The organism is Salinicola lusitanus (genome assembly GCF_038648475.1).
GTDB classification, from domain to species: domain Bacteria; phylum Pseudomonadota; class Gammaproteobacteria; order Pseudomonadales; family Halomonadaceae; genus Salinicola; species Salinicola lusitanus.
This window is the reverse complement of the sequence record NZ_CP151919.1, coordinates 4,280,659-4,297,737: the sequence shown is the minus strand read 5'-3', so window position 1 is coordinate 4,297,737 and position 17,079 is coordinate 4,280,659. Positions and strand designations below refer to the sequence as shown.

General features: G+C 64.1%; 13 protein-coding genes and 4 tRNA genes. 7 read left to right on the top strand and 10 right to left on the bottom strand.

Annotated elements, in window-relative coordinates:
* Positions 1-13 precede the first annotated feature (13 nt).
* Positions 14-382 (top strand): hypothetical protein, encoded by a 369-nt coding sequence (locus tag AAGT95_RS19430; protein ID WP_342594830.1) that lies wholly within the window; start codon positions 14-16, stop codon positions 380-382.
* Between the two features lie 656 nt (positions 383-1,038).
* Here the strand turns inward: AAGT95_RS19430 and AAGT95_RS19425 are convergent.
* From AAGT95_RS19425 to AAGT95_RS19400, 6 genes are all read right to left on the bottom strand, one after another.
* Positions 1,039-1,125: transfer RNA gene (locus AAGT95_RS19425), tRNA-Leu, on the bottom strand.
* A 102-nt stretch (positions 1,126-1,227) separates the two neighbouring features.
* Positions 1,228-1,301: transfer RNA gene (locus tag AAGT95_RS19420), tRNA-Cys, on the bottom strand.
* 163 nt (positions 1,302-1,464) lie between these two features.
* Positions 1,465-1,539: transfer RNA gene (locus AAGT95_RS19415), tRNA-Gly, on the bottom strand.
* 62 nt (positions 1,540-1,601) lie between these two features.
* Positions 1,602-2,150 carry a CDP-diacylglycerol--glycerol-3-phosphate 3-phosphatidyltransferase gene (gene pgsA / locus AAGT95_RS19410; RefSeq protein ID WP_110598305.1) on the bottom strand — a complete coding sequence of 183 codons (549 nt, stop codon included), beginning with the start codon at positions 2,148-2,150 and terminating at the stop codon, positions 1,602-1,604.
* Positions 2,151-2,211: 61 nt separating this feature from the next.
* A complete protein-coding gene (gene uvrC / locus AAGT95_RS19405; protein WP_110598304.1) occupies positions 2,212-4,053 on the bottom strand; it encodes an excinuclease ABC subunit UvrC in 1,842 nt (613 codons plus the stop codon).
* Positions 4,054-4,123: 70 nt separating this feature from the next.
* On the bottom strand, positions 4,124-4,771 hold the full coding sequence (locus AAGT95_RS19400; protein ID WP_110598303.1) for a response regulator: 648 nt from the start codon (positions 4,769-4,771) through the stop codon (positions 4,124-4,126).
* Between the two features lie 382 nt (positions 4,772-5,153).
* Between AAGT95_RS19400 and AAGT95_RS19395 the strand changes: the two genes are divergently transcribed.
* The 5 genes from AAGT95_RS19395 to trpC all read left to right on the top strand — a co-directional run bounded on the left by AAGT95_RS19395 (position 5,154) and on the right by trpC (position 8,693).
* Positions 5,154-5,229, top strand: a tRNA-Ala gene (locus tag AAGT95_RS19395).
* A 273-nt stretch (positions 5,230-5,502) separates the two neighbouring features.
* Positions 5,503-5,859: a hypothetical protein gene (locus tag AAGT95_RS19390; RefSeq protein WP_342594829.1), complete on the top strand. Its 357-nt coding sequence runs from the start codon at positions 5,503-5,505 to the stop codon at positions 5,857-5,859.
* A gap of 357 nt (positions 5,860-6,216) precedes the next feature.
* Positions 6,217-6,804: an aminodeoxychorismate/anthranilate synthase component II gene (locus tag AAGT95_RS19385; protein WP_342594828.1), complete on the top strand. Its 588-nt coding sequence runs from the start codon at positions 6,217-6,219 to the stop codon at positions 6,802-6,804.
* 22 nt (positions 6,805-6,826) lie between these two features.
* Entirely contained in the window at positions 6,827-7,846 is a 1,020-nt protein-coding gene (gene trpD, locus AAGT95_RS19380) for an anthranilate phosphoribosyltransferase (RefSeq protein ID WP_342594827.1), read from the top strand.
* A 34-nt stretch (positions 7,847-7,880) separates the two neighbouring features.
* Positions 7,881-8,693, top strand: coding sequence for an indole-3-glycerol phosphate synthase TrpC (gene trpC, locus AAGT95_RS19375; protein WP_342594826.1), 813 nt, complete (start codon positions 7,881-7,883; stop codon positions 8,691-8,693).
* Positions 8,694-8,795: 102 nt separating this feature from the next.
* On the opposite strand, the gene AAGT95_RS19370 is transcribed toward trpC, so the two are convergent.
* The 4 genes from AAGT95_RS19370 to ydiJ all read right to left on the bottom strand — a co-directional run bounded on the left by AAGT95_RS19370 (position 8,796) and on the right by ydiJ (position 15,196).
* Positions 8,796-10,595 (bottom strand): sodium:proton antiporter, encoded by a 1,800-nt coding sequence (locus AAGT95_RS19370; protein WP_342594825.1) that lies wholly within the window; start codon positions 10,593-10,595, stop codon positions 8,796-8,798.
* Between the two features lie 86 nt (positions 10,596-10,681).
* Entirely contained in the window at positions 10,682-11,125 is a 444-nt protein-coding gene (gene trxC / locus AAGT95_RS19365) for a thioredoxin TrxC (RefSeq protein WP_110598297.1), read from the bottom strand.
* A gap of 190 nt (positions 11,126-11,315) precedes the next feature.
* Positions 11,316-11,939: a LysE family translocator gene (locus AAGT95_RS19360; protein ID WP_110598296.1), complete on the bottom strand. Its 624-nt coding sequence runs from the start codon at positions 11,937-11,939 to the stop codon at positions 11,316-11,318.
* A 110-nt stretch (positions 11,940-12,049) separates the two neighbouring features.
* Entirely contained in the window at positions 12,050-15,196 is a 3,147-nt protein-coding gene (gene ydiJ, locus AAGT95_RS19355; protein WP_110598295.1) for a D-2-hydroxyglutarate dehydrogenase YdiJ, read from the bottom strand.
* Between the two features lie 318 nt (positions 15,197-15,514).
* Here ydiJ and serS point away from each other — a divergent pair, with 318 nt between their 5' ends.
* Positions 15,515-16,792 (top strand): serine--tRNA ligase, encoded by a 1,278-nt coding sequence (serS, locus tag AAGT95_RS19350; protein WP_342594824.1) that lies wholly within the window; start codon positions 15,515-15,517, stop codon positions 16,790-16,792.
* Positions 16,793-17,079 lie beyond the last annotated feature (287 nt).

The window sequence follows — 17,079 nt, the reverse complement described above, 5'->3', positions numbered from 1 at the left end:
TGGAGAACGAATCATGAAAACCGCCATTCTTGCCGCAATCGCACTGGCCATCGCGCTGCCCGCTGCCGCTCAGGCCAATAGCGCTCAGGCCGAAGAAGCTTTTGCCAGCCAGCATCAGGCACTGAACGCCCAGCAAACTTCCGAGTTCCAGGCGCTGCCGACCCAGTATCGTGTCAACCCGGTCAATGGTGGCCACAGCGCCGCCGCCGACGAGGCCTTGACCTATGTCTCCGTCAGCACCATGCACGCTACCGATATCCCGGCGGGTAATGAAGGCCTGATCGGTGGCGGGCAGAGCGTCGCTGCCGCCCAGGCGCTGCAGAGTGTTGGCCAGCCAACGGATCGCGGCCATGTCGAAATGACGTTTGCCAGCATCGACTGAGCGTCAATCAGGATCGCAATCGCAGAACATTCTGTCTCGCGCCTCGAGAGTTCGGGGCGCCTTCGAGAGGCCTTCCGTCGTCTCCAACCTCCCTGGCCATCCCCCTGGCCGGGGTTTTTTCTGTCCCGCCGGTCTGGTTTCAACGCGCCGTCGAGCGGGTTTGCGCTGGTACTGGACGGCGGAATCTGGTTGCGATGTCCTCGGACGGAGGCGACTTGCGGATCGAGACGTTCAGGCCAGGCGCGGCGCTTTCGGGGCGCACGGCGCCAAGTCCGGGGCGTCGAGTTCAAGTCATCGGGACGCTGGCCGATAGAACAGTCACCAGACGGTCAGGGGTGCGAGTTCAGTGCCGGTAACCGAGCGGATGCCGATGTCGGTTCGTATCCGCTATGGGTTTGTGTCGCTTCCCTGCGACGACTTCGACCTGGTGCATATGGCGTCTCTTTCCGTGTGCCACCGGGTCGCTTTTTCGTCCACACTTCGTCCCGTCACGCCGACCAGAAAGCGTTTGCCGGGCTCATCCTCATGGCAGAAAACCGACAGCCCGGCTGCATTACCGAGGTACCGATCTGGCTCGGGTTATCGCGCGGGAGAGCGGAAACAGGTGGAAAGCGGGGAGATGATCATTGATTGATGGTCGGTAGCAAATCGGAAGATGGTGCCCGGAGTCGGGCTCGAACCGACACGGTGTTGCCACCGAGGGATTTTAAGTCCCTTGCGTCTACCAATTTCGCCATCCGGGCTGGACGCATTCGGCTACTTTATTCCGGAGGCCTTTGCTCAGGCAGGGCGCCGGTGGCCGAGTATGGCGATCGAATCATGAAGGATTCACCGCCGAGAAGAAGTGGAGGCTGGAGTCGGAATCGAACCGGCGTACACGGAGTTGCAGTCCGCTGCATAACCACTCTGCCATCCAGCCTTTTGTCGATTTACTGCAGATCTGTCTTTCGAACTGTCATTACTATGACAATTCGCGTCGAATCGGCAGGATCGAGATTCGTGTTTGGAGCGGGAAAGGAGATCGACCGGGCTGGCGTTCCAGCTCCCGATCTTCGCTTACCGTTTCCATGACACTTCGTGTTTGGAGCGGGAAAGGAGATTCGAACTCCCGACCCTCGCCTTGGCAAGGCGATGCTCTACCACTGAGCTATTCCCGCTGAACACGCGTCGCATTATAAGGATAAGTGCGTACCTGTCAAACGCTTATGTCACTTTTCGCTTATAGCGAGCGGGTGAGTTCCGGCCACGCCGCCCTGAGATACTGGATCATCGACCACAGGGTCAGGCTGGCCGCTGCATAGAGCAGCACGATGCCGATGTTGGCAATCGGGGAGAGCGGCGGGAAGCCCAGAAGCAGCAGTAGCGAGATCATCTGCAGCGTGGTCTTCGACTTGCCGATCCAGGAGACCGCAACTCGCTTGCGCTGTCCGATCTCCGCCATCCACTCGCGCAGCGCGGATATCACGATCTCGCGGCCGATGATGACCAGTGCCGGCAGCGTCAGCCAGAACGCCTCGTAGCGCTCGATCAGCAGCGCCAGGGCGACGGCGACCATGACCTTGTCCGCGACGGGATCCAGAAAAGCGCCGAACGGCGTGCTCTGGTCCCAGCGCCTGGCGAGGTAACCGTCCAGCCAGTCGGTGATGGCCGCCAGCCCGAACAGGGCTGCTGTCACCAGCAGGCTCCAGGCGTAGGGCAAGTAGAACAACACCACCATTAGCGGGATGAACACGATTCTTGCCAGGGTGAGCATATTGGGAATGTTCATCGTGCCGCTAGCGTCCTTACTGGGAAATGAGAGTCGGGCATTTTACGCCTGCTATGTGCGCTCATCCATGGAGCGCCTGATGTATGGTGGCTGCCATCTGCTCGTTGATGCCCGGAACGCGGGAAAGATCGTCTCGGGTTGCCTTGCGCACGCCTTGCAGGCCGCCGAAGAAGCGTAACAGCTCTCGGCGACGTTTCGGGCCAACGCCGGGAATATCCTGCAGCGAGGAGGTACGACGCTGCTTGTCACGGCGCTGACGGTGGCCGGTAATCGCGAAGCGGTGGGCCTCGTCGCGAATGTGCTGGATCAGATGGAGTGCCGGTGAACTGGTATCGAGGTTGAGGGTGCGGTCCACCGTCTCGATGAACAGCGTCTCCAGACCGGCCTTCCGGGTCGTTCCCTTGGCGACGCCGATCAGCGCGACATCGACGACTTCCAGTTCGGCCAGTACCTCCCGGGCCATGTTCAACTGGCCCTTGCCGCCATCGACGATCAGGATGTCGGGCAGCTTGCCTTCACCTTTCTGCAGTCGCTTGAAGCGTCGGGTCAGGGCCTGGCGCATCGCCGCGTAATCGTCACCTGCGGCTACCCCTTCGATGTTGAAGCGTCGGTAGTCGGATTTGGCCGGACCATTCTGGTCGAACACGACGCAGGATGCCACGGTCGCTTCGCCGTGGCTGTGGCTGATATCGAAGCACTCGAGCCGGGCGGGGGCGACCGGTACATCCAGCGCCTGGCGCAGCGACTCGAAACGCTTGCCCAACTGGCTGCGGTTGGCGAGCTGGGTCGCCAAGTGCTGCTCGGCGTTGGTGATGGCCAGCCGGCGCCACTGGGCGCGATGGCCCCGCACTTGAGACGCGACCCGAATGCGCCGACCGGCGTGCTCGCTCAGTGCCGATTGCAGCAACTCGCTGTCGGTCAACGGGTGCGAGGCGATGATCTCGAGCGGGATCTCCTTGGATTGGCCGAGATAGAACTGGCTGACGAACTCGCTGAGCAGCTCCTCGGCCCCCAGGTCCAGGCCATTGTCGGGCTGGTGATGACGCGCGCCCATCATGCGACCCTGGCGAATCGACAGGACGCTGATACAGAGCCCGCCGGGTTGTTCGGCCAGGGCAAAAATGTCGGCATCGCCATCGGCATTATCGACGAACTGCTTCTCCTGCAGTCGGCGCAGTTGCTGGATCTGGTCGCGCAAGCGTGCCGCTTCCTCGAAGTCGAGCGCATCGCTGGCACGCTCCATGCTTGCGGTAAGTTGCTGGGTCACCTGCTCGCTGCGCCCCTCGAGGCACATCACGGCGTGCTCGATATCCTGGCGATAGTCGGCTTCGCTGATGTAATCGACACAGGGGGCGCTGCAACGTTTGATCTGGTATTGCAGGCACGGTCGGTGCCGGTGTGCGAACACGCTGTCTTCACAGTTGCGGATGCGAAATATCTTCTGCATCAGCGAGAGGCTCTCGCGTACCGCAGTCGAGCTCGGGTAGGGGCCGAGATAACGGCCGTCGCGTCGCTTCTGGCGGACGCGCTTGAACTCGAGCGCGGGGTAGGCGTGCCGATCGGTAACGAAGACGTAGGGGTAGGACTTATCGTCGCGCAGCAGAATGTTGTAAGGCGGCCGCAGCTCCTTGATCAGGGTCTGCTCCAGCAGCAGGGCCTCGGTCTCGCTGCGGGTGACCGTGATCTGGATGTCCTGAATGCGTGCCACGAGCGCCTGGGTCTTGGTATTCAAGGCGCCGCGGAAGTAACTGGCGAGTCGCGGTTTCAGGCGCTTGGCCTTGCCGACGTAGAGCACGTTGGCCTGTTCGTCGAGCATGCGGTAGACGCCCGGCGACTCCGAGACCGATTTCAGGAAGTGCTTGGCGTCGAAGCGCGATGGGGTATCGATCGAGAGTTCGCTCATGCCCCGAGTATATCAAAGTCCCATACGAGCACGGTGGGCTCCATGCATTTCCAGCGCACTCGATTTGTCTTCACGATTTGGGTTCGAAACCGTCCAGCAGGCCATGCCGAAGGCCGAGGTGCGTCAACTCCACATCGGACTGCACTTTCAACTTGTCGAATATCCGGTAGCGGTAGGTGTTCACCGTCTTGGGGCTCAGGCAGAGCTGCTCCGAGATACGGCTGACCTTGTGACAGTGAATGATCATGGTCGCGATCTGCAGCTCACGATGGGAGAGCTGGTCGAATGGGCTCTGACGGCCCTCGCTGCGGGCCAGCACCACGCGTTGGGCGATGTCCGGGCTGATGAAGCGCTTCCCCTCCGCGACCCGGCGCACGGCCTCGATCATCAGATCCAGTTCGGTGCCCTTGCTGATGAAGCCGGTGACGCCGGAATCTATCAAGCGTTGCGCCGTGCTCTCCTCGACATGCCCTGTCAGTACGATGATCCGGGTGTCGGGCTGAGTCTTGAGGAGTTTCAGAATGGTCTCCAGACCGCCGATTCCCGGCATCCGAATGTCGATCATCGCGATATCCGGCGCATGTTCCCGGCAGCTCTGTAACGCACTTTCTCCGCTGTCGGCTTCGGCAACGACCTCGATGTCGGGTTCGCTGGCCATGACGCGCGCGATGCTCGTGCGAACCAGATGGTGATCGTCGGCTACTAATACCCTGATCAAGATGACTCCTGGATTCCCGCTGCCCCTGAAGGCCCTGCCGTCGACTGCTGTGCCAGCGGCCGGCGGCGAGCCTTCTTTATAATTGGTGTTGCGCTCTCATTCCACGAGCCGGCGAAAGCCTGAACAACGCCAATATCTTTATCATCGGAACCTGTCCGTTTACGAAGGGAAGTTCCACTTCCGCGCTGTCAAGTAGTGTGACATGTTCTTGGACCAAATACTCCATGTTCGGCGGTGAATTTGCGACCGACAAAGTCTTGCGCCGACCCGCTTCCATGGCGGTCGCCACGACACCGACAGGGTTGCCTCTTGATGAGCAGGGCTTGACCTGAGGGAAGGGGGCTTTTATAGTGCGTCGCGTCCATCAGGGCAGCATGTTTTTGGGGCCTTAGCTCAGCTGGGAGAGCGCAACACTGGCAGTGTTGAGGTCAGCGGTTCGATCCCGCTAGGCTCCACCATATTCTCCATGAAAAAGCCGCTTGTCACGATCAGTGAAAGCGGCTTTTTCATGCCTGAAACCGCGATATCCCTGCCCAATTCCGGCAGTGCCCCCCCAAGCCTCCTGACCGGGTGCACCGGTTGACCGGTGTCTCTCCTCCTCGGGAATGAATTGGTCCGCTTGATGGTGGCTCCTTATCCATTTGATGGCGTGTGCCTCTCGCACAATGTGCCAGATGGCCAGCGGGTATCGGTGACCGCTTCTGATTGGCCGTGATGGTTTGGGGGGGAGGATGCGAGAGTTCGTTTTCGATGTTGTGATCCGGCCGGCGGCAATGTCCCGACGACGCTGGGAAGCACTGGTGCCCGCGTTGCCTGGTCTGGTGGTCGAAGCCTCGTCCGACATGGAGGCTTTCGAAGGATTACAGATGCAGCTCGTTCCTTTTCTGGCCGAGCGGCTCGCCAGTGGCGAAGGCATACCAATGCAATCCCGAATCGGCCACTACATGGATCGCTATGGCCTGGTTTTCTGGCAGTTCCTGCGAGTCCAGCTGGGCCCAAGACGGTCGGGCCAGTCGGCGGTCGAGCCCATCTTTCCCGACATCGACGACTTGTTGATGGATCTCGATACGGGCGTCCACGAGGAGTAACCCGCTACCCGGACGCCGAACCACGCCTCTGGATGAGATGTCGCGGCTCAGAAGGGGCGGTAGATACCCGGCCGCGATGCCCGGCAGGGCGGCGTTGACAGTGATCGGCGCTCCACGGCACTATACGGCCCATGAACATGAATCCGACGCACAGACCGAACCAGTGGTGGTGGCGCCTTTGATCCAAGGGCGGCATGCCGACGTCTGTAGAAAATGCCGTCCCTCGGGGCGGCATTTTTCGTTTGTCTGCTGCGCTTCGTGGGGTTTGGCATAGGTGGAATGATCGACTTGGGTAATCACCTGGGTAAGCAATCACGGCCTTTACTCGATCTAGTATGAATATCAGGAGCTTGCACCATGTCAGTCCTCATGATCGACAATTACGACAGCTTCACCTTCAACATCGTCCAGTACCTGGGAGAGTTGGGGGCAAATGTCGTGACCGTGCGCAACGACGAGACGGATATTGCCGGCCTCGAGCGGCACGAGCCGAGCCATCTGGTGGTGTCGCCCGGTCCGTGCACGCCCAATGAAGCCGGGATCGCCATGGAGGCGATCCGTCACTTTGCCGGCAGGATTCCGATACTGGGTGTCTGCCTGGGGCACCAGGCCATCGGCCAGGTCTACGGCGGCGACGTGGTGCGCGCGCCGCAGGTGATGCATGGCAAGACGTCCCGCGTTCGTCACCACGGTGAAGGGGTTTTCGAGGGCCTCGAGGATCCGCTCGAGGTGACCCGGTATCACTCGCTGGTCGTGGATGCCACGACGCTGCCCGACTGTCTCGAAGTCACCGCCTGGGTCGGCGACGACGATCCGACGCCAGGATTGATCATGGGCTTGAAGCACAAGACGCTGGATATCGAAGGGGTGCAGTTTCATCCCGAATCGATTCTGTCTCGCCAAGGTCACGAGCTGCTGGCGAATTTCCTCAAACGACGCGGCTAACTGGAACAGGCGAGGAGTCAACATGCAAATGCGGGATGCCATTGGCGCGGTCATGCGTCGCCAGGACCTCAGCTATGAGGATACTCACGCCATCATGCAGGCGATCATGACGGGGGAGGCCACCGAAGCGCAGATCGGCGGCTTTCTGATCGGCCTGGCGATGAAAGGCGAAACCGCCGACGAGATCACGGCGGCGGCGCAAGTCATGCGTGAGCTGATGCAGCCGGTATCGATCGACTGCGACAATGTTGTCGATATCGTCGGCACCGGCGGCGATGGCGCCAACCTCTTCAACATCTCCACCGCATCGAGTTTCGTCGTCGCGGCTGCCGGCGGCCACGTCGCCAAGCACGGCAACCGCGGCGTCTCCTCTTCAGCCGGCAGCGCGGATCTGTTCGACGTCGCGGGGATCTATCTCGACCTCGACGCCGCGACCATCGCCCGCTGTATCGAGCAGGTGGGCGTCGGATTCATGTTCGCGCCGCGTCACCACCAGGCGATGCGTCATGCCATCGGCCCGCGCCGGGAGATGGGGGTGCGCACGGTCTTCAACATTCTGGGGCCTTTGACCAACCCGGCGGGCGCCCCCAACCAGCTGCTGGGTGTCTACGCGCCCCATCTCGTGCCGCTGGTGGCGCAATCGCTACGCAAGCTGGGCAGCCGGCACGTGCTGGTCGTTCATGCCGAGGATGGTCTGGACGAAATCTCGGTGGCGGCGCCGACCCGGGTGGCCGAACTTCGCGATGGCGAGATCCGCGAATACACGATCACTCCCGAGTCGCTGGGCATCGAGCGTCAATCGCTCGAATCGCTGAAGGTCGTGACCGCCGAGGACAGCCTCAAGCTGGTCAAGGAGGCGCTGGTGGGCAAGGGCGTGGCCGGCGATATCGTCGCGCTCAACGCGGGGGCGGCGCTGTTTGCCGCTGGCATCGCCGATTCGCTGAAAGAGGGCGTGTTGATGGCCCAGGACGCCCAGGCTTCCAAACTGCCGCTGGAGAAGCTCAAGGAGCTTTCCGATTTCACTCGTGTCTTCGCCGAGTGAGCTCTCGCCGAACAATGCCAACAGGAACCGCTACATGACCGATGTCGCCGATAGTGAACTGCCGACCATCCTGGCCAAGATACTGGCGCGCAAGCGCGAGGAGATTGCCGAGCGCCGACCTGTCGTCAGCGAGCAGGCGTGGCTGGAGCGGGCGAAATCCCAGGCGGCGCCACGAGGTTTCGTGGCCGCCCTCGATGCCTGTATCGAGGGCGGTGACCCCGCCGTCATCGCCGAGATCAAGAAGGCGTCGCCCTCCAAGGGTGTCATTCGCGAAGACTTTCGACCCGCGGAGATCGCGGTCGACTATGCCGCGGCAGGCGCGAGCTGCCTGTCGGTACTGACGGACGCCGACTATTTTCAGGGTCACGAGGATCACTTGATTGCCGTGCGCGATGCCTGCGAGCTGCCGGTGATCCGCAAGGATTTCATCATCGACGGCTATCAGGTCGCGGAAGCTCGAGGCATCGGTGCCGACTGTATCCTGTTGATCGTGGCGGCGCTGAGCGATGGTCAGCTCAAGGATCTCCATCAGCAGGCTACGGCGCTGGGCATGGACGTGCTGGTGGAGGTGCACGACATCTTCGAGCTCGAGCGGGCGCTGATGCTGGATCTGCCGCTGGTGGGCATCAACAACCGCGATCTGCGCACGTTCGAGACCTCGCTGAATACCACCTTCGAACTGCTGAAGCGGATCCCTCAGGGCGTCACGGTCGTCACCGAGTCCGGCATCCACAGCCGTGACGATGTCGAACGGATGCGGGAGTTCGACGTCAACGCCTTTCTGGTGGGCGAGGCGTTCATGCGCGAGGAAGAGCCCGGTAGCGCGTTGCGCCGGATGTTTTTCTAGCCGCTGACGACGTCGTCGCCGGCATTCGAGCGCCGCTCCCCGAGACCGGGGAGCGGCGCTTTGCATCGGTGGGGACCAAGGGTCGCCACTTGACTGGAGCGATCAGAACTCGGGCGAGTCGGGGAAGATCAAGCTGATCAGGGTATCGCCCGCTTTCGGATTGAGCGGCTTGGCCGAGGTGGCGATGCGGATGCGGCCGCTGGCGGAGAGCGTGAACAGCGTCAACAGCCGGTCCTGATGGATGCGACGGTAATCCTCGATGTCGAAGTTGTCGCTGATCTTGGCGTGGCGCATCACCGCGCCCTGGCCGATCAGGCTGGAGAGGCGGGTGAAGGTGGTGTGGCCGTCGAACAGCAGCGGCAGGTGGGCCAGCGCCTGCTGATGGTGGCGACGGGCGTTGCGGGAGGATTCCACCGCCAGTCGAAAGACGTTGCCGTGACCGAGAGTATGTTCGAAGTGCAGTGCGGCGAGATTGTTGAGCTCGCGGTAGGGCGACAGCGGCAGTAGATGACCGATGCCCGTCAGCCCCAGATGCTGGGCGGCATGCTCCGACAGCGGGTTGCCGTAGTAGGTAGGGAGGCTGGCCATCCGCGCCTCCTGAATCGCATCCCAGTTGTGGTCGCACAGTCGCACCGCGAAGCCGGCTTCCTGCAGCGCGCTGCCAAAGGCTCGCGCCACCGGATTGGCGCCGATGATCAGGAAGCCCGACGCCGTTGGCGCGTCCACCTTCAGAAACCGAGCCAGCGGACGCGAGAACAGGCTCTGCACCACCACGGTACTGATGATCACCAGGAAGGTGATCGGGACCAGCAGCTCCGCGCCCGGCACGTCCAGCGCCTCGAGCCGGATCGCGAACAGCGAGGCCACCGCCGCGGCGACGATGCCGCGGGGGGAGAGCCAGGCCAGCAGTGCCTTCTCCCGCCAGTTGAGCGAACTCCCCCAGGTACAGACCCACACCGCCAGCGGTCGCGCGACCCACACCAGCACGGCCAGGAACGCCCACGCCTCCCACGACAGCAGACCCAGTTGTGCCAGGCTCAGCCGCGCTGCCAGCAGGATGAACAGTCCCGAGATGAGCAGGATCGACAGCGTCTCCTTGAACTCCAGGATCGGCTGCGTCGGCACCCCGCGCATATTGGCCATCCATACGCCCATGACGGTGACGGTCAGCAGGCCGGACTCGTGGAACAGCAGGTTCGAGGCAGTGAACAGCGTCAGCATGATCATCAGGGTGCCGAAGCTGTGCAGGCGCTGCGGCAGCCAGTAGTGGCGCAGCACGCTGCCCCACAGATAGCCGCCCGCCGTCCCCAGGCCGAAGCCGATCACCGCGGTCTGGGCAAAGCTCACCAGGGTGTGGGTCGCTGCGCCATTGGAGAGCCCCAGCGCGACGAACTCGTAGACGAGGACCGCGCCGATGGCGCCGATCGGATCGATCAGGATGCCTTCCCAGCGCAGGATCTGGCTGACGTGCTCACGCGCTCGCAGCGACTGCAGCAGCGGCAGGACCACCGTCGGTCCGGTCACGACCAGTAGCGCGCCTAGGACGCTGGCCATCTCCCAGGAGAGTCCGAGGATCAGGTGCGCGGCCACGATGGCCAGCAGCGCGGTGATCAACGCACCCCAGGTCACCAGCCTGCTGACGGTGCGGCCGTGGCCCCGCAGCTCCCGGAAGTCGAGGGTCAATGCGCCCTCGAACAGGATCACCGCGACCGCCAGGGAGACCAGCGGAAACAGCAGGTCGCCGAGCACCGCATCGGGGTCGAGCACCCCGGTGATCGGCCCGGCGGCGATACCGGCGATCAGCAGCGGGAGGATGGCCGGCACCCGGATCTGCCAGGCGAGCCATTGGCAGCCCAGCGCCAGCAGGCCGATGCCGGTCAGGGCAAGGGCGGCGTTTTCCATGGAGTCTCTCCGGTGCGTGGCAAAAGGCGCGCAGACTAGCGGCGGCACTGCATGGATGCAATGCCGAATCGTGAGCCGGAGGGGGTTCAGGGTGTGACGAGTTGTCGCCGGGCCCAGGCGACGATGTCCGCCTGCCCCATGGCGCCCGCCTGGCGCGCGATCTCGCGGCCGCCGCGGAACAGGATCAGCGTCGGGATGCTGCGGATGCCGAAGCGCGATGCAATGTCGGTGGCCGCTTCGGTATCCAGCTTGGCCAGGCGCAGGTGGGGCTCGAGCTCGCCCGCGGCCTTGGCGAACCCCGGCGCCATCGCCTTGCAGGGGCCGCACCAGTCGGCCCAGAAATCGACCAGCAGCGGTAGATCGCTGCGCGACAGGTGGCGGTCGAAGTTGGCGGAGTCCAGCGCCAGTGGCTCGCCGGTGAACAGCGCGTTGTGGCACTGTCCGCAGCGGGGAGCTTCCGTCAGGCGCACGCTGGCGACGCGATTGACGGCATGGCAATGGGGGCAGACGAGGTGAAGCGTGTCGGACATGATGTAACGGGCTCCGGATGAAAGGTTTGCCGCCGAACCTGGAGGAAGCGGAGCGCGGCGGCTCGGGTGGTCGGCGGCCGTTGAGTCATGCGGTTGCAGGGTACCGCTTCAGACGGTCTCGTGGCCGGTGATTCGGGGCGTCATCGCAATGGCCAGAACGACAACCCCGCTGCACTCGGGTGCCGCAACCTCAGCGCAGCGTGATCAGTCGGCCGCCATAGCCGATGAAGACGGCGCCAGCGCAACGCTCGATCCAGTGCCGTGTGCGCCGATACAGGGCGCGCAGGCGCGGCGTGGTGGAGGCGAGTGCGATCAGGCTGTACCAGCACACGGAGATCGTCAGCATCGCGCCGATACAGACGATGCCCATCCACATCGGGGCATGGGCCGGCAGCGTCGAGGCGAACAGGCTGCTCACGAACAGCGCCGTCTTCGGGTTCGACGCGCCGGTGAGCAGACCCCGGCGATAGACCTGGCCGTCGGGCAGCACGAGATGCCTATGGGGCGTGTCATCGCCTGGGCCACGGAAGCTATGCAGAATCAGTCGGCTACCGAGAAACAGAAGATAGGCGCCACCGAACAGCTTGAGCGTGAGGTAGAGCCACGGCGCCAGCGCAAACAGCAGTGCAATGCCGAAGTAGCCGAACAGCCCCCAGGCGAAGGTGCCCGAGGCGAGCCCGGCGACGGCGATCATCGCCGCCCGGCGTCCGTGGACGATCCCGGTCTGCAGCGTCAGGAAGAAGTTAGGCCCCGGGGTGACGGCAGCCACTGTCCAGATGGCGATGAAATTGATCAGGATCCAACTGCTCGACATGAAGCGCGCTCCTATCTAGAACGTGAAGCGACCGGGCATGAGTCGGCCAAGTATGGCACGGGATCAATGCCGCAGGCATTCGCCAATGGCTTATCCGCCCGGTCTCGTCGTCACGAGGCGGCGCCGGCGATCCTGACGCGCTTCAGCAAAGCCTGCAGTGGGTGGGGCAACGCCTGATCGGAGAGCCGCTTGACCTGGCTGCGGCAGGAGTAGCCCGTCGCCAGCAGCCGGCCGGTGTTGGCCTGGTTCTCGACCGGCTCGCGCCACGAGAGGTCGTAGATCGTCTCCGAGGTCTGGCGGTGACGCGCCTCGTGGCCATAGGTGCCGGACATGCCGCAGCAGCCGGTGTCGACCAGCTCCAGCGCGAGGCCGAAGCGCTCGAACAGCTGCTGCCAGCCCCTGGGGCTGCCCGGAGCGTTGGTCTTCTCGGTGCAGTGACTCAGTAGGCGGTAGCCGGGATCGACCTGGTCGATGCGCTCGCTGCTCCAGCCCTGCGGCAGGACCGATCGCCCCAGCGATAGCAACCACTCCTGCAGCAACAGCACCTCCGGCACCGCCTGCGGCCCGAGTGTCTTGACGTACTCCTGGCGATAGGTGAGCGTCATCGCCGGATCGATGCCCACCAGCGGTACGCCGAAGCGCGACAGCGCCCTGAGCCGGTCGGCCTGCCGCTCGGCGACCCGCTCGAAGCGGCCGAGAAATCCCTGCACGTGCAGCGGCTTGCCGTTGGGCCCGAACGGGGCCACGAAGACCCGGATGTCGAGGCGTGCCAGCAGTTCGACGACATCCATCACCAGCCGCGACTCGAAATGGCTGGTGAAGGCGTCCTGCACCAGCACCACGCTGCGGCTTTTCTGGTGCGCCGTCAGCCGGCCCAGCGTCAGCGGCGTGGCTTCGGCAATGCCCCAGGCATCGAGCGTCTTGTCGAGTCTGGCGCGGGAGAGTCTCGGGCTGTCGACGATGCCGAGGCCGCTGGCCAGGAAGCGGTCGACCAGCCGGTTGCCGAGCAGCGCGTTGTAGAGCGGCGCCACCGAGCGAAGGTGCGGCACCACGAACTCGAGCCCGCCGATCAGGTAGTCGCGCAGCGGTCGCCCATAGCGGCTGTGGTAGCTTTCGAGAAAGCGGGCGCGGAAGTCGGGCACGTCGACCTTGATCGGGCACTGGCCGGCGCAGGACTTGCACGCCAGGCAGCCGGCCATGGCGTCGTAGACCTGGTGGGAGAAGTCGGTCTCGCCGCGCTGCCGGGCAATCGCCCGCCCGATCTTGCCGGGCTGGGCCAGCAGCCAGGCGCCGAGGCCGTTGCGGCGCTGGGCCCGGCTCACCTCGGTCACGTCCACCCCGGCTTCGCCCTGGCGGCGTAGCCACTCGCGCATCAGGCTGGCGCGGCCCTTCGGCGAGTGCACCCGCTCGCGGGTCGCCTTCCACGACGGGCACATGGCATCGTCGGGATCGTAGTTGTAGCAGGCACCGTTGCCGTTGCAGTAGACCGCGCTGGCGTTCTCCTGCCACACCCGCTCGTCGATCTGGCGGTCCAGCTCGCCGCGGGTGGTCACTCCGTCGATGGTCAGAAGCCCGGGGTCGTGACCATCGACGATGCCGGTAGTGCCTTCCGCCAGCGGGGTCGCGATCTTGCCCGGATTGAACTGGTTGTACGGATCGAAGGCGGCCTTGACCCGCTGCAGCGCCGGATAGAGCTCGCCGAAGAAGCGCGGCGAGTACTCGGACCGGACCCCCTTGCCGTGCTCGCCCCACAGCAGCCCGCCGTAACGCTGGGTGAGTGCCGCCACCTCGTCGGAGATCTCGCGGATCAGGCGCGCCTGATCCGGATCCTTCATGTCGATGGCCGGGCGAACATGGAGCACGCCGGCATCGACATGGCCGAACATGCCGTACGCCAGGCCGCGTGCGTCCAGCAATTGGCGGAACTCGCCGATATAGTCGGCCAGGCATTCCGGCGGTACCGCCGTGTCCTCCACGAACGGGATCGGACGCTGTTCGCCGCGGGCGTTGCCGAGCAGTCCCACCGCCCGTTTGCGCATGGCATAGACCCGGCCGATCTGCGCACGGCCCTCGGCCAGAGTGTAGCCGAGCCGCTCGACGCTGGTGTCCGCGCCCAGGTGATCGGTGAAGGCGCGTACCCGCTCGGCCAGCCGGGCCGGATCGTCGTCGTTGAACTCGACCAGGTTGATGCCACGAATCGGCGTCCCGCGCTCGCCGCTGTCAGCGACGGAGGCAGGGAAGAATTCCGCCACGCTATCCCAGACGAAATCCTCCATCGCCAGCGTCAGCACGTGGTCGTCGATGGTCTCGATCGAGGTCGGATCGCCTACCGACATCAGCGCCTTGGCATCGCGCAGCGCCTCCATGAAACCCGCGTAGCGCACGTTGACCAGGGTCGAGTGCCGGGGAAGCGGCAGGACATTGAGCGTGGCCTCGTTGAGCAGCGCCAACGAACCTTCCGATCCGCACAGCACGCTGTTGAGGTCGAAGTGCCCCTGGTCGTCGACCAGATGGGCCAGGTCGTAGCCGGTCAGGCAGCGATTGAGCGGCGGGAAGATGGCATCGATCCGCTCGCGTTCGGCGTCGGCGATGCCGCTGACCGCGCGATGGATCTCGCCGATCCGGTCCTGACGCTGGCATGCGCTAGTCAGCGCGGCGGCGTCCAGCGGTCGACTCTCGAACCGTTCGCCACCGGGTACCACGACATCGAGCGCGAGGACGTGGTCGCGGGTCTTGCCATACTCGCAGCTGCCCTGGCCGCTGGCGTCGGTGGAGATCATGCCGCCGATGGTGGCGCGGTTGGAGGTGGAGAGTTCCGGGGCGAAGAACAGCCCGTGGGGCTTGAGTGCGGCGTTGAGCTGATCCTTGACCACCCCGGCCTGGACGCGCACGCGGCGGTTCTCGACGTCGATCTCGACGATCCGGTTCATGTGGCGGGAGACATCCACCACCAGGCCGTCGGTCAGCGACTGGCCGTTGGTGCCGGTGCCGCCCCCACGGGGCGCGAGCGCGATGTCGCGATACGCCTCCTGGGCCATGAGCCGGGCGATCCGCTGGAGGTCGGCGGCATCGCGAGGATAAAGGACTGCCATCGGCAGACGCTGATAGATCGAGTTGTCGGTAGCCAGTACGGTGCGGTTGGCGGCATCGTCGGCGATATCGCCGCTGAAGCCGGCCGTCGCCAGCTCGGCGAGGAATCGGCGATAGCGCTCGGGCAGCGTCAGTTCCGCGCTGTTCGGGTCGAGGCGTGTCATCATTGTCATGTATCAAGCCATCACGTCGGGCCGGTCAGACGGCCTTCATCGGATGGCGATCCATCCGATGGGTTATCGATTGCCGGCGCCGCGGGCATGGCGGGAGCCGGTTCATGGCGCCACGGGCGCTCGGGGGGCCACAGTCTAGCGTGCCAGGCGGCGATGTGGCACGAATCCCTTGAGGCGCATGGTGCCGGGGAGGGGTTTTCCCTACAATATTCCCCTCGCAAAGAATGACCATCAACACGTTCGTCTGTCGTCGTGCGTCTTCGGTCGATTCCTGTCGTCACGGTCTTCGATTTCAACCAACGGAATTTCGTCATGCTCGATCCCAAGCTGTTGCGCAGCGATCCGCAGTTAGTCGCCCAGCGCCTGGCCCTGCGGGGCTTCACTCTCGACATCGCGCAGCTCGAGTCGCTCGAGTCCCGCCGTCGCGAGCTGCAGACGCGGACCGAGCAGTTGCAGAACGAGCGTAACGTGCGTTCCAAGTCTATCGGCAAGGCCAAGGCCGCCGGCGAGGACATCCAGCCGCTGCTGGCGGAGGTGGGCCAGCTCGGCGACGATCTCGATGCCGCCAAGCGCGAGCTCGGCGAGGTGCAGCAGGCCTGGGAGGATCTTGTCGCGGGGCTGCCCAACCTGCCCCATGAAGACGTGCCGCAGGGCGCGGACGAGAGCGACAATGTCGAGCTGCACCGCTGGGGCGCCCCGCGCGAATTCGATTTCGAGGTGCGTGACCACGTCGATCTCGGGGCCCGATTCGGTTATCTCGACTTCGAGCTGGCGACCAAGCTCACCGGCTCGCGTTTCGCCGTGATGCGCGGGCCGATCGCCCGGCTGCATCGGGCGCTGGCGCAGTTCATGCTCGACACCCAGACCCGGGACCACGGCTACGAAGAGTGCTACGTGCCCTACATGGTCAACGCCGAGACGCTGACCGGAACGGGCCAACTGCCCAAGTTCGGCGAGGATCTGTTCAAGCTCGGCGACAGCGACTACTACCTGATCCCCACCGCCGAGGTGCCGCTGACCAACTTCGTCCGCGACGAGATCCTCGAGCACGATGCGCTGCCGCTGAAGCTGACCGCCCACACGCCGTGCTTCCGGAGCGAGGCGGGTGCCTACGGCCGGGATACGCGCGGGATGATCCGCCAGCACCAGTTCGACAAGGTCGAAATGGTGCAGGTGGTCGACCCCGAGACCAGCTACGAGGCGCTGGAGGTGATGCGCGGTCACGCCGAGGCGATCCTGCAGGCGCTGGAGCTGCCGTATCGCGTGGTGACCTTGTGTACTGGCGACATGGGCGCCAGCGCGACCAAGACCTACGATCTTGAAGTGTGGTTGCCGAGCCAGCAGACCTATCGCGAGATCTCCTCGGTCTCCAACTGCGAGGATTTCCAGGCGCGGCGGATGCAGGCGCGCTTCCGCAGCCCCGGGCAGAAGAAGCCGCAGCTGGTACACACCCTGAATGGCTCCGGGCTGGCGGTAGGGCGCTGCCTGCTGGCGGTGCTGGAAAACTACCAGAACGCCGACGGCAGCGTGGACGTGCCGGCGGCGCTGTCGCCCTACATGGGCGGCTTGACGCGTCTCAACGTCGCGTAGATGGGGCGTGTGCCCTGGTCAATGGAGGGTGACCAGGGCACGTTTGGTTATAACCCTAAAAAAAAGCGTTCCTTCGTTTGCCGGTGTCGTGCTCTTACACTTTCGCTATAAGCATGATGTCGTTTTCGGCTTTTCGATCTAAGGCCGATCCTTCCCACTTCTATGACGGCTCGATTCTTGACCGACTCCCTGACTCTGCAGTACGACCCGATGCAGCTCGACGTGCACCTGATCGGTGGCGGCAGCGAGACGCTGGCGCTGGCTCAGCGTGTCGCCGGGCTGATGCC